This is a genomic window from Streptomyces sp. bgisy159 (genome assembly GCF_057707805.1).
In genome coordinates this window covers 146,108-158,962 of sequence record NZ_JBYIQX010000008.1, presented here as the reverse complement: position 1 = coordinate 158,962, position 12,855 = coordinate 146,108, and the positions used below count along the sequence as shown (strand labels likewise).

Sequence of the window (12,855 nt, the reverse complement as noted above, 5' to 3'; positions counted from 1 at the left end):
GGCCACCGGTCGGCTGAGACGCGCCTTGCCCTTCGCGACCGCTCGTGGTCGCCGCCGTACCGCCCTACGATCGGATCATGGCTCGTAACGTCGTCATCAGCGGCGGGGGTACCGGGATCGGGCTCGCCGCCGCCTATGCGTTCGCCGCCGACGGGGACCAGGTGCTGCTGGTCGGGCGGCGGGGGCCGGTGCTGGAGAAGGCCGGGGTGCCGAACGCGCTGACCTTCGCCGCCGATCTCGCCGATCCGGCCGGGGTGCGGGAGGTCGAGCGGTTCGTCGCCCGGGAACTCGGCACCGTCGATGTGCTGATCCACAGCGCCGGGGGCGCCGGGCACCTCGAACCGCCGCCCGGCACCGAGGACCGGCTCCACCGAGTCGAGCAGGAGTGGACGCTGAACTTCCGGCTGAACACCCTGACCGCCGTCCTCCTCACCGAGGCCCTCAAGGACCGGCTCGCCGACCCCGGCGGTCGGGTGCTGTTCCTCAGCTCCATCGCCGCCTTCCGGGGCTCCGGCAGCGCGTCGTACGCGGCGGCCAAGGCCGCCTTGCACCCGTACGCCCACGACCTGGCCCGGCGGCTGGGGCACCGGGGGGTCACGGTGAACGTGGTGGCGCCCGGCTACGTCGAGGACACCGGGTTCTTCGGCGGCACGATGACCGACGAGCGGCGTGAGCGGCTGATCGCCGAGACCTCCACCGGGCGGGCCGCGACGCCCGGCGACGTCGCGGCCACCCTGCACTGGCTCGCCTCCCACGCCGCCGGGCACATCACCTCGCAGATCATCCAGGTCAACGGCGGCGCCGAGCGCGGGCACTGAGCCCCCGGCCGGTCAGCCCCGGGGCGAGCCCGTGGCCGACCGGGGGTGCTGGTGGGCGCGCAGCGACCGGACGGTCTCGGCGGGCTGGCGCTGCGGCGGCAGCACGGCGTCCGCCGCGTTGACGCGGGGCAGCGCGTACGGGTGCTCCTTGGCCAGCCAGCGCAGCATCTGCTCGCGGACCGTGACCCGGACGGTCCACACGTCGCTCGCGTCCTTCGCGGTCACCAGGGCGCGCACCTCCATGGTGCTCGGGGTGGAGTCGGTGACCGCGAGGCCGTGCTCCCGGCCGTCCCAGGCCGGGCACTCGCGCAGGATGTCGCGGAGCTTGTCGCGCATCGCGTCCAGCGGTGCCGAGTGGTCGAGCTGGAAGAAGACGACACCGGTGATCTGGCTGCCGCCGCGCGACCAGTTCTCGAACGGCTTGGACGTGAAGTACGACACGGGCATCGTGATCCGGCGCTCGTCCCAGGTGCGCACGGTGAGGAAGGTGAGGGTGATCTCCTCCACGGTGCCCCACTCGCCGTCCACCACCACGGTGTCCCCGATGCGCACCATGTCGCCGAAGGCGATCTGCAGCCCGGCGAACATGTTGCCCAGCGTGGACTGGGCGGCCACACCGGCGACGATGCCGAGGATGCCGGCCGAGGCCAGCAGGGAGGCGCCGGCGGCGCGCATCGCCGGGAACGTCAGCAGCATGGCGGCCACCGCCATCACCCCGACGATCGCCGACACGACACGCATGATGAGCGTCACCTGGGTGCGCACCCGCCGGACCCGCGCCGGGTCGCTCTGCGCACGGGCGTAGCGGGCGTACGACGACTCGACGACGGCCGCGGCGATGCGGATGACGAGCCAGGCCGTGGACCCGATGAGGATCAGCGTCAGCGTCCGGCCGATGCCGTCCCGGTGGTCGTTCAGCACCCGCACCTGGTCGTACGACCCTCTCAGGAGCGCGGCGAACAGGACGAACTGGTAGGGGACGCGGCCACGGCGCAGCAGACCCCACAGCGGGGTCTCGTGGTGCAGCCGGTCGGCTTTGGACAGCAGACGGTCGGTGGCCCAGCCGATGAGCAGTGTCAGTACGACCGAACCGCCGACCACGATCACGGGGCGGAGCAGGTTCTCCATGCCTTCGAACGTAACCGGTCGGCGGCGGATGACACCATGGACCCATGAACATCGTGCTCTTTCACTCGTCCTACGGTCCCCGGCCCGCGGTGCGCGCGGCCGCGGACCGGCTGCGTGCCGCCGGGCACGAGGTGTGGACGCCGGACCTCTTCGAGGGCCGTACGTTCGGCACGGCCGAGGAGGGCATGACGTACCAGCAGGAGGTCGGCAAGGAGGAGCTGCTGCGCAGGGCGGTGCTGGCCGCCGCCCCCTACTCGGAGCGGGGGCTGGTGTACGCGGGGTTCGCTCTGGGGGCGTCCGTCGCGCAGACCCTCGCCCTGGGCGACGACAAGGCGCGCGGACTGCTGCTCCTGCACGGCACGTCGGATCTCGCGCCCGGCGTCACGGTGGACGACCTGCCGGTGCAGCTGCACGTGGCCGAGCCGGACCCGTTCGAGACGGACGACTGGCTGAGCGCCTGGTACCTGAGGATGCGGCGGGCGGGCGCCGACGTCGAGGTCTACCGGTACGCCGGGGCCGGCCACCTGTACACCGACCCCGAGCTGCCCGACTACGACGCGGAGGCCGCCGAGGCCACCTGGCGGGTGGCGCTCGGCTTCCTCGACGCCCTGTAGGCCGGGCTCAGCCGGCCCGGTAGGCCGCCCAGCTCTGCTGCATGCGGGTCACCTGACCCTGGGAGAACTGGTACATGCAGGAGTCGTACGTGTAGTCCATGAAGTTGTGGATCGGGTCGGCTCCCGCCTTGCGGGTGCAGGTGTCGCGGCCCTCGGGGCACTGGTAGGCGGCGCTCTTCTCGGCGGGGGTGTCGTCGACGTAGTCGCCGTTGCCGTTACAGCCGCCCTGGAAGGTGTGGTAGAGGCCCATCCAGTGGCCCACCTCGTGGGTGGCGGTGTCGCCCTCGTTGTAGTGGGCGGCCGAGCCGCCCGGCAGCGACGCGTCGAGGATGACGACGCCGTCCATGCCGGGGCTGGACTTGTAGGAGCTGGGGAACGTGGCCCAGCCGAGCAGGCCGTCGCCGAGGTTGGCGGTGTAGATGTTCAGCGTGCCCGCGCCGCCCCTGCGCAGGGCGGACTTCATCGCCTTCTCCTCCGTCGAGCCGTAGCCGACGTTGTACCAGGCGGCGTTGTCCGTGTAGTCGGTGCCGGCCAGCGTGAACTGGAAACCGGAGTCGGCGTTGCCGGAGCCCTGGCCGGCGTAGGCCGCGTTCAGGACGTTCATCTGGGCGCTGATGTCGGCCGAGCTCAGCCGGCCGGTGGCACCGTCGTGGATGACGTGGAAGTAGACCGGGACGCTGGTCGATGCGGCCAGCGCGGAAACGTTCCTTCCGGAGGTGCGCAACTGGTCGACCTTCTTGCGCAGCTCGGCGTCCATGGCATTGGCCCGGGCGTCGCTGATCTCGTTGGGCTCGGCGACGTGCTGGCCGGCGCCGGGCCGGGCCTCGCGGGCCGTGGAGGGGGCGTCCGAGGCGCACGTGGTGGTCAGGGGGCCGGCCGCGGCGACACCGGTCGGCGTCGACAGGGGAGTGACCATCAGGGTTCCGGCCACGACGGCGGTGCCGAGAAGGCGTCTGTGCGTCAGGGGAGATATCCGGGCAAGCGCACGCATGCTGACTCCTGGTGGAGACGGTGGGGAGAGCGGCGCAGGGGTCTTCCTGGCCGCCGCCCGGACATTACGTGGACATGCCCATGGCCGAAGAGGGTCGATCAGGCCCAATCGAACGGAGGGCGAACGGGGACGATCGGGGCGGTGACGCGGCGCTGCGTCCGGAGCGTGAGACCGGGCCGTAACGCGCCGCACGCCCAGGGCGGGTGGTGTGTCCGTATTCGGAACGCGGCGCACACCACCCGCCGTAGCCGTGTGATCTTCGGTTAACGGACCGCGAGGGGACCGCCATTGGCCGAAAATCGTCCCCGGGCGGTGGGGTTACACGGGGCGGTAGGTCCGCTCCACCTTCTGGGTGCCGCTGCGGGTGCGGTAGGAGCGCGCCCACGAGGAGGTCGCGTCCGCCTTGGTGCGGTCGGAGAGCACGTAGTAGTCCATCTGCGCGTGCTCCGCGGTGATGTCCAGCACGCCGTACCCGTGACGGTCGGTGTCCACCCAGTGGACGTGCCGGTTGGCGGCCTTGATGAGCGGCGCGGCGACCGCGGAGACCCAGCCCTCGGGCGCCTTGACGAGGTCGTCGAGGTTGTCCGAGGTCACCGAGGTGACCACGAACTCCGTTGCGGCCGAGGCCGACAGCGGGTACGTCCCGGCGTCCACCGGCACGTCGTTGGCCCAGGCCATGTGGATGTCCCCGGTCAGGAAGACGGTGTTGCCGATGGCGTGGGAGCGCAGGTGGGCGAGGAGTTCGCGGCGGTCGTCGGTGTAGCCGTCCCACTGGTCGGTGTTGAGGGCCAGGCCCTCCTTCGGCAGCCCGAGCAGCTCGGCCAGCGGCTTGAGCAGGTCGGCGGTGAGCGAGCCGACGGCGAACGGCGAGATCATCACCGGGTTGCCGACCAGCCGCCAGGTGGTGTCGGAGGACTGCAGCCCGGCCTTCAGCCAGTCCAGTTGAGCCCGCCCGGTGAGGGTGCGGTCGGGATCGTCGACCCCGCCGTTGCCGACCTTGACCTGCTCGGAGCGGAACGAGCGCAGGTCCAGCAGGGACAGGTCGGCCAGTTTGCCGAAGCGCAGCCGGCGGTAGGTGGTGCCGGCGATCGCCGGGCGGACCGGCATCCACTCGAAGTAGGCCCGCTTGGCGGCCGACTGGCGGTCCGCCCAGGCGCCCTCGGTGGCCGGCGTGTGGTTCTCGGCGCCGCCCGACCAGGCGTCGTTGGCCATCTCGTGGTCGTCCCAGATCGCCACGACCGGCGCCTTGGCGTGCAGGGCCTGCAGGTCGGGGTCGGTCTTGTACTTGCCGTGCCGTATGCGGTAGTCGGCGAGGGTGACGATCTCGTGGGTGGGCGCGTGCTGCCGGACCACCCGGTCGCGGGTGCCGTACTCGCCGGTGCCGTACTCGTAGATGTAGTCGCCCAGGTGCAGCCAGGCGTCCAGGTCGGAGCGGGCGGCCAGATGGCGGTAGGCGGCGAAGTGGCCGGCCTCCCAGTTGGCGCAGGAGACCACGCCGAAGCGCAGGCCCGGCACGGCGGCGTCCGCCGCCGGCGCGGTGCGGGTGCGCGCCACCGGGGAGTCGGTGCCGCCCGCCGAGAAGCGGAACCAGTAGTCGGTTGCCGGGGCGAGACCGCGCACGTCCGCCTTGACGGTGTGGTCGGAGGCGGCGGTGGCGGTGACGGAACCCTTGGCGACGATGTTCGTCAGCGCCCTGTCGCGGGCGACGACCCACTCGACCTCGGTGTCGGGACCGACGCCGGAGCCGGGGGTGGCCGCGGCCGTCGGGGTCACCCGGGTCCACAGCAGGATCCCGTCGGGGAGCGGGTCGCCGGAGGCGACACCGTGCAGGAAGGCCGGCGCCTCGTCGGCGCGCGCGGACTGGGCGCCGACGAGCGGGGCGGCCAGGACAGCGGAGGCCGCCGCGGCCTTGACGACCGTGCGGCGGCGAGGGGTATGCGAGTTGAGGCCTTGGGAGGCTCTGTATCGACTGGTCACGACCGATCAGATTACTGACCGGTATGAACAAGAGCGGGCGAACCCGGGAAAGTTCGCCCGCTCTTCAGTGCACCGTCAGACTGCGGCCGGTCGAACGGGTGTCATGCAGCCCCCGTGGCTCAGCCCTTCAGCGCGGTCTCCATCGCCTTGTTGAACTCGTCCACCGTCATCGGAGTGTTCTTGCCGTCGCTGCCGGTGACCTTCTTGCCGTCCATGAGTAGGGTGGGCGTTCCGCCGAATTCGTACTTCTTGCCGTCTTCGTCGAACTTCTTGCTCATGGTCAACGCCCACTTGTCGTAGGTGCCGTTCTTCACAGCCGTCTGGAACTTCTCGTTGTCCTTCAGGGCGTCGACCGTGTTCGCCACCTCGATCAGGTAGTCGTCGTCCTTGAACTTGTCCTCGCTCTCCTTGGGGTGGTACTTCGTCGAGTAGAGCGCGTACTTGTAGTCCAGGAAGGCTTCGGGGCTGACGTTCAGGGCGGCGCCCAGTGCGCTGAGGGCGTTCTTCGAGCCCACTCCCGGAATGTTGTCGTCGATGAACGTCGCCCCGACGTACTGGATCTTGTACTTGCCGTCCTCGACATCCTTGTGGACGGTCGAGCCGACGTTCTGCTCGAACTGCGCGCAGGCCGGGCAGCGCGGGTCCTCGTACATGACGAGGGTCTTCTTGGCGCTGTCCTTGCCGATGACGACGGTCGTGCCGTCCTTGCCCGACGTGTTGGCCGGGGTGACGAGCTTGGCGTCCTTCGCGGCGTCCCAGCTGTCGGGCTTGTTGGCCTGGACGAGGGCGTACCCTATGCCGCCCGCCGCCGCCAGCACGCCGACGACGGACAGGGCGACGACGACCTGCCGCTTGGCCTTCGCCCGCTTCGCCTGACGCTCGCGTTCGAGGCGCAGCCGCTCGCGGGCCGCCGTCTTCGCCGTCTGGCTGTTGCGCTTGCTCATGTGGGTGATCTCCCTGGGGGATCGCGCACGGGTCCGGGTGCGCGGTGAGGTGTGCGGGGACGCCCCGGTGTCGTTCGTCCGACGCCGGGGGGAGGCGCGGCGGCGCTCAGGCGGCCGCGGGCGCCACGGGAGGGCCGCGGCGGGCCACGGAGTGGACCAGGACGCGGCCGGGGGCGCACACCGCCCGGGGTGAGGGCCGTGGCGGGCGGACGGCCGGGACCGGCCGTACCGTGACCGCCGACACGGCGAGCAGCAGGGGGCGGAACGTCGTGGCCGTCGCCGCGCTCAGCAGCCGGCCCAGTGCCCGCTCGCCGCGGCGCAGCCAGGCGGCGGCGAGCAGGCCGACGGTGACATGGGCGGCCAGCAGCAGCCACGAGGTCGCCGGGGAGGCGTGGGTCAGCAGGCCGGCCAGCCGGTCGGGGCCGGTGCCCGGGGCGGTCATCCGGGCGAGCGGGGTGCCCACCGGGGTCGTGTCCCCGCACAGCACGTGCCAGCCGACCGAGCGCAGCGGGCCGGTGACCGGGCCGCCGGCGGCGCCGTAGCAGACGTTCTGGCCGGTGGTGAACACGGTGTCGGCCGCCAGCTCCAGCGGGACCAGCAGGGCGGCGATCCGCCAGAAGCCCCGCTCCCGGCCCGCCAGGGCGTACGCCAGGACGAACACGGCGGCGGCGACCGCGGCCACCGTGCTCAGCGGCAGCGGGGCCCGGGACAGCAGCACGTGCGACGCGGTGCTGAGCAGCACGACGAAAGCCGTGAACAGCGCCGCGCGCACGGCTCTGAGTCGCGTCCCGGATATGTCCATAGCACCGGAGAGTGTGTCATGGGCCCCCGTAAGACACCCCTAAAGGGTGCCTGTGAACGGCCCGGCGGAGGGGGGCCGGCGGGTCACAGACCCGGGATCCGGCCGTTGCGGAAGAGGTCGACGAAGATCTGGTGGTCAGCACGCGCGCGTGCGCCGTAGGCGTGCGCGAAGTCCACCAGCAGCGGTGCGAAGCCGTCCTCGTCGGCGGCGATCGCCGCGTCGATGGCCCGCTCGGTGGAGAAGGGCACCAGCGACTCGCCGGAGGTGTCGTCCGCCGCCGCGTGCATGGCGGCCGTGGCCCGGCCCAGGTCGGCGACGACGCTCGCGATCTCCTCCAGATCGTCGATGTCGCCCCACTCCAGGTCGACGGCGTACGGCGAGACCTCCGCCACCAGCTGCCCCGCGCCGTCCAGCTCGGTCCAGCCCAGCCACGGGTCGGCGTGCGCCTGCAGGGCCCGCTGGGAGATCACCGTGCGGTGGCCCTCGTGCTGGAAGTAGCCGCGGATCGCCGGATCGGTGATGTGCCGGGAGACGGCCGGGGTCTGGGCCTGCTTGATGTAGATCACGACATCGTTCTCCAGGGCGTCGGTGCGGCCCTCCAGAAGGATGTTGTACGACGGCAGCCCGGCCGAGCCGATGCCGATGCCCCGGCGGCCCACGACGTCCTTGACCCGGTAGGAGTCCGGGTGGGCCAGCGAGGCCTCCGGCAGCGTCTCCAGGTAGCCGTCGAAGGCCGCCAGCACCTTGTAGCGGGTGGCGGCGTCCAGCTCGACGGAGCCGCCGCCGGGCGCGAAGCGGCGCTCGAAGTCACGGATCTCCGTCATGGACTCCAGCAGCCCGAAACGGGTCAGCGCACGGGCGTCGCGCAGCGCGTCCAGCAGCGGCCCGGTCGCCGTGTCCAGGGTGAACGGCGGCACCTCGTCGCTCTTGGCGCCGGTGGCCAGCGCGTGGATCCGCTGCCGGTAGGCGCCCGCGTAGATCTCCACCAGCTCGGTGATCTGGGCGTCGCTGAGCGCCTTCGCGTACCCGATCAGCGCGACGGACGCGGCGAAGCGCTGGAGGTCCCAGGTGAAGGGGCCGACGTACGCCTCGTCGAAGTCGTTGACGTTGAAGATCAGGCGGCCGTTGGCGTCCAGGTACGTGCCGAAGTTCTCCGCGTGCAGGTCGCCGTGGATCCACACGCGCGAGGTGCGGTCGTCCAGGTAGGGCGCGGTCTCCTTCTCCGGGGCCAGGTCGTGGTAGAAGAGGCACGCCGTGCCCCGGTAGAACGCGAACGCCGAGGCGGCCATCTTCCGGAACTTCACCCGGAACGCGGCGGGGTCGGCGGCCAGGAGCTCGCCGAAGGCGGTGTCGAAGACGGCGAGTATCTCCTCGCCGCGGCGCTCGGCGCTGAGCTGCGGAACCGGCATCGGTCGGGGCCTCCTGGTGCGTGACAAAGATGACAGGCGTGTCCGCCGCATCCAACGTCCGAAGGTACGTGTGAGTGCCCGCTTCGTGTCAGTCCCCGGGCATAGACTTCGACGCTGACCCCGGAACTGTCCGTCCACCCGTCACCCAGTGTTTCCCCTGGAGGCCGCACCGTGTCGAAGCCGCCGTTCACGCACCTGCACGTCCACACCCAGTACTCGCTGCTGGACGGTGCCGCGCGGCTGAAGGACATGTTCGACGCCTGCAACGAGATGGGCATGACGCACATCGCCATGTCCGACCACGGCAACCTCCACGGGGCGTACGACTTCTTCCACTCCGCGCAGAAGGCCGGGATCACCCCGATCATCGGGATCGAGGCGTATGTCGCCCCCGAGTCCCGGCGCAACAAGCGCAAGATCCAGTGGGGCCAGCCGCACCAGAAGCGCGACGACGTCTCCGGTTCCGGCGGCTACACGCACAAGACCATGTGGGCCGTGAACAGGACGGGCCTGCACAACCTCTTCCGCCTGTCCTCCGACGCCTACGCCGAGGGCTGGCTCCAGAAGTGGCCGCGGATGGACAAGGAGACCATCTCCCAGTGGTCCGAGGGGATCGTCGCCTCCACCGGCTGCCCCTCCGGCGAGGTCCAGACCCGGCTGCGCCTCGGCCAGTTCGACGAGGCCCTGAAGGCGGCCGCCGACTACCAGGACATCTTCGGCAAGGACCGCTACTTCCTGGAGCTGATGGACCACGGCATCGACATCGAGCACCGGGTCCGCGACGGCCTGCTGGAGATCGGCAGGAAGCTCGGCATCCCGCCCCTGGTCACCAACGACTCGCACTACACCTACGCGCACGAGGCGACCGCCCACGACGCCCTGCTGTGCATCCAGACCGGCAAGAACCTCTCCGACCCGGACCGCTTCAAGTTCGACGGCACCGGCTACTACCTGAAGTCCACCGACGAGATGTACGCCATCGACTCCTCGGACGCCTGGCAGGAGGGCTGCGCCAACACGCTCCTGGTGGCCGAGATGGTCGACACCACCGGCATGTTCGAGAAGCGCGACCTCATGCCCAGGTTCGACATCCCCGAGGGCTACACGGAGGTCACCTGGTTCAAGGAGGAGGTCCGCCGGGGCATGGAGCGCCGCTTCCCCGGCGGCGTCCCCGAGGACCGCCAGAAGCAGGCCGAGTACGAGATGGACACCATCATCTCGATGGGCTTCCCCGGCTACTTCCTCGTCGTCGCGGACTTCATCATGTGGGCCAAGAAGCAGGGCATCGCCGTCGGCCCCGGCCGGGGCTCCGCGGCGGGCTCGATCGTCGCCTACGCCATGGGCATCACCGACCTCGACCCGATCCCGCACGGCCTGATCTTCGAGCGGTTCCTCAACCCCGAGCGCATCTCCATGCCCGACGTCGACATCGACTTCGACGAGCGCCGGCGCGTCGAGGTGATCCGGTACGTGACCGAGAAGTACGGCGCCGACAAGGTCGCCATGATCGGCACCTACGGCACCATCAAGGCCAAGAACGCGATCAAGGACTCCGCGCGCGTGCTGGGTTACCCGTACGCGATGGGCGACCGCATCACCAAGGCCATGCCCGCCGACGTCCTCGGCAAGGGCATCCCGCTCTCCGGCATCACCGACCCCGCCCACCCGCGGTACAGCGAGGCCGGCGAGGTCCGGGCGATGTACGAGAACGAACCGGACGTGAAGAAGGTCATCGACACCGCGCGCGGCGTGGAGGGCCTGGTCCGGCAGATGGGTGTGCACGCGGCCGGCGTGATCATGTCCAGCGAGACCATCACCGAGCACGTCCCGGTCTGGGTGAGGCACACCGACGGCGTGACCATCACCCAGTGGGACTACCCGAGCTGTGAGTCGCTCGGCCTGCTGAAGATGGACTTCCTGGGCCTGCGCAACCTCACGATCATGGACGACGCCGTCAAGATGGTGAAGGCCAACAAGGGGATCGACATCGATCTCCTGAGCCTGCCGCTCGACGACCCCACGACCTTCGAACTGCTCCAGCGCGGCGACACGCTCGGCGTCTTCCAGTTCGACGGCGGCCCCATGCGCTCGCTGCTGCGGCTGATGAAGCCCGACAACTTCGAAGACATCTCCGCCGTGTCGGCCCTGTACCGCCCGGGCCCGATGGGCATGAACTCCCACACCAACTACGCGCTGCGCAAGAACGGCCAGCAGGAGATCACCCCCATCCACAAGGAGCTCGAAGAGCCCCTCAAGGAGGTCCTGGACGTCACCCACGGCCTGATCGTCTACCAGGAGCAGGTGCAGAAGGCCGCCCAGATCATCGCCGGGTACTCGCTCGGCGAGGCCGACATCCTCCGCCGCGTGATGGGCAAGAAGAAGCCGGAGGAACTGGAGAAGAACTTCGTCATCTTCCAGGCCGGCGCCCGCAAGAACGGCTACAGCGACGAGGCCATCCAGGCGCTGTGGGACGTGCTGGTCCCGTTCGCCGGCTACGCGTTCAACAAGGCCCACTCCGCCGCGTACGGCCTGGTGTCGTACTGGACCGCCTACCTCAAGGCCAACCACCCGGCCGAGTACATGGCCGCGCTGCTGACCTCCGTCAAGGACGACAAGGACAAGTCGGCGGTCTACCTCAACGAGTGCCGCCGCATGGGCATCAGGGTCCTGCCTCCGAACGTCAACGAGTCCGAGGCCAACTTCGCGGCCCAGGGCGACGACGTGATCCTCTTCGGCCTCTCCGCCGTCCGCAACGTCGGCACCAACGTCGTCGAGTCGATCATCAAGTGCCGCAAGGCCAAGGGGAAGTACGCCTCCTTCCCGGACTACCTCGACAAGGTCGACGCGGTGGTCTGCAACAAGCGGACCACGGAGTCCCTGATCAAGGCCGGCGCGTTCGACTCGATGGGCCACACCCGCAAGGGCCTGACGGCGCAGTACGAACCGATGATCGACAACGTCGTCGCGGTCAAGCGCAAGGAGGCCGAGGGGCAGTTCGACCTCTTCGGCGGCATGGGCGAGGAGAGCGGCGACGAACCCGGCTTCGGTCTCGACGTGGAGTTCACCACCGACGAGTGGGACAAGACCTACCTGCTCGCGCAGGAGCGCGAGATGCTCGGCCTGTACGTCTCCGACCACCCCCTGTTCGGCCTGGAGCACGTGCTGTCCGACAAGGCCGACGCGGGAATCGCCCAGCTCACCGGCGGTGAGCACGCGGACGGCGCGGTGGTCACCATCGGCGGCATCATCTCCGGCCTGCAGCGCAAGATGACCAAACAGGGCAACGCCTGGGCGATCGCCACGGTGGAGGACCTCGCGGGCTCCATCGAGTGCATGTTCTTCCCGGCCACCTACCAGCTGGTCTCGACGCAACTCGTCGAGGACGCCGTGGTCTTCGTCAAGGGCAGGCTCGACAAGCGCGAGGACGTGCCGCGGCTGGTGGCCATGGAGCTGATGGTCCCCGACCTGTCCACGGCCGGCACCAACGCGCCGGTCGTGCTCACCATCCCGGCCGTGAAGGTCACCCCGCCGATGGTCAGCCGGCTCGGCGAGATCCTCAGCCACCACAAGGGCGACAGCGAGGTCCGGATCAAGCTCCAGGGCCCCACCAGGACCACCGTCCTCCGGCTGGACCGGCACCGGGTCAAGCCCGATCCGGCGCTGTTCGGCGATCTGAAGGTGCTGCTCGGCCCGTCCTGCCTGGCGGGCTGACGTCCGCCGACGGACGAGGGGCGCGTCCGTGGCGGACGCGCCCCTCGCCGAGCTGGGCCGCAAAGCCCGTTACGCAGGATGTCAGTTGTGACCGAAGCGCTTCTGCCGGCCCTTGCGCGCCATGTCACCCGGGGTGATCTGGGTGGTGCGCTCCTCGGTCTGCGTGTCCAGCCCGGTCGGCTGGGCCGTCTGCTGACCGCGTTCGGAGTGCGGCTGCTTGCGATCACGGTTCTTGTTCTTGGCCATGGTGAAGCCTCCTGTGAGGGGTCTAGGGGCCAGGGCCGCGACCAGATTCACATAGCCGGACTCGCAGCGCATTTCGGACAATTACCCTGGGTTATGGGCTCCGCCCCGTCGCCCGGCCCGGAAACGCCACGCCGAAGATCGAGTTCGGACCGTTAACCTCCGCACGGTCGGGCAGACTCGAAGGAAGCCCGAAGCAAACCTCCCGGGAAGAGGGT

At 70.1% G+C, this 12,855-nt stretch carries 10 protein-coding genes; 3 read left to right on the top strand and 7 right to left on the bottom strand.

All coding sequences use genetic code 11. From position 1 onward, the window contains the following. Positions 1 to 77: 77 nt before the first annotated feature. Complete coding sequence (locus AC3ET3_RS11190) at positions 78 to 818, top strand: SDR family NAD(P)-dependent oxidoreductase (protein WP_432135953.1); 741 nt, start codon at positions 78 to 80, stop codon at positions 816 to 818. A gap of 12 nt (positions 819 to 830) precedes the next feature. On the opposite strand, the gene AC3ET3_RS11185 is transcribed toward AC3ET3_RS11190, so the two are convergent. Beyond that, the gene (locus AC3ET3_RS11185; RefSeq protein ID WP_432135954.1) at positions 831 to 1,946 is read right to left on the bottom strand and encodes a mechanosensitive ion channel family protein; all 1,116 of its coding nucleotides are present in this window, start codon (positions 1,944 to 1,946) and stop codon (positions 831 to 833) included. 44 nt (positions 1,947 to 1,990) lie between these two features. Between AC3ET3_RS11185 and AC3ET3_RS11180 the strand changes: the two genes are divergently transcribed. After that, positions 1,991 to 2,560, top strand: coding sequence for a dienelactone hydrolase family protein (locus tag AC3ET3_RS11180; protein WP_432135955.1), 570 nt, complete (start codon positions 1,991 to 1,993; stop codon positions 2,558 to 2,560). 7 nt (positions 2,561 to 2,567) lie between these two features. On the opposite strand, the gene AC3ET3_RS11175 is transcribed toward AC3ET3_RS11180, so the two are convergent. From AC3ET3_RS11175 to AC3ET3_RS11155, 5 genes are all read right to left on the bottom strand, one after another. After that, the gene (locus tag AC3ET3_RS11175; RefSeq protein ID WP_432135956.1) at positions 2,568 to 3,551 is read right to left on the bottom strand and encodes a zinc metalloprotease; all 984 of its coding nucleotides are present in this window, start codon (positions 3,549 to 3,551) and stop codon (positions 2,568 to 2,570) included. 318 nt (positions 3,552 to 3,869) lie between these two features. After that, entirely contained in the window at positions 3,870 to 5,528 is a 1,659-nt protein-coding gene (locus AC3ET3_RS11170) for an alkaline phosphatase D family protein (protein WP_432135957.1), read from the bottom strand. 119 nt (positions 5,529 to 5,647) lie between these two features. Continuing rightward, positions 5,648 to 6,472, bottom strand: a complete 825-nt coding sequence (locus AC3ET3_RS11165; protein WP_432135958.1) for a thioredoxin domain-containing protein — start codon at positions 6,470 to 6,472, stop codon at positions 5,648 to 5,650. A gap of 106 nt (positions 6,473 to 6,578) precedes the next feature. Next, positions 6,579 to 7,274, bottom strand: a complete 696-nt coding sequence (locus tag AC3ET3_RS11160) for a hypothetical protein (protein WP_432135959.1) — start codon at positions 7,272 to 7,274, stop codon at positions 6,579 to 6,581. A gap of 83 nt (positions 7,275 to 7,357) precedes the next feature. Then, a complete protein-coding gene (locus tag AC3ET3_RS11155) occupies positions 7,358 to 8,683 on the bottom strand; it encodes a DUF2252 domain-containing protein (RefSeq protein ID WP_432135960.1) in 1,326 nt (441 codons plus the stop codon). Between the two features lie 171 nt (positions 8,684 to 8,854). On the opposite strand from AC3ET3_RS11155, the gene dnaE reads away from it, so the two are divergent. Next, positions 8,855 to 12,394 (top strand): DNA polymerase III subunit alpha, encoded by a 3,540-nt coding sequence (gene dnaE, locus AC3ET3_RS11150; protein ID WP_432135961.1) that lies wholly within the window; start codon positions 8,855 to 8,857, stop codon positions 12,392 to 12,394. 81 nt (positions 12,395 to 12,475) lie between these two features. On the opposite strand, the gene AC3ET3_RS11145 is transcribed toward dnaE, so the two are convergent. Beyond that, the gene (locus AC3ET3_RS11145; protein WP_432135962.1) at positions 12,476 to 12,640 is read right to left on the bottom strand and encodes a hypothetical protein; all 165 of its coding nucleotides are present in this window, start codon (positions 12,638 to 12,640) and stop codon (positions 12,476 to 12,478) included. Positions 12,641 to 12,855: the final 215 nt, after the last annotated feature.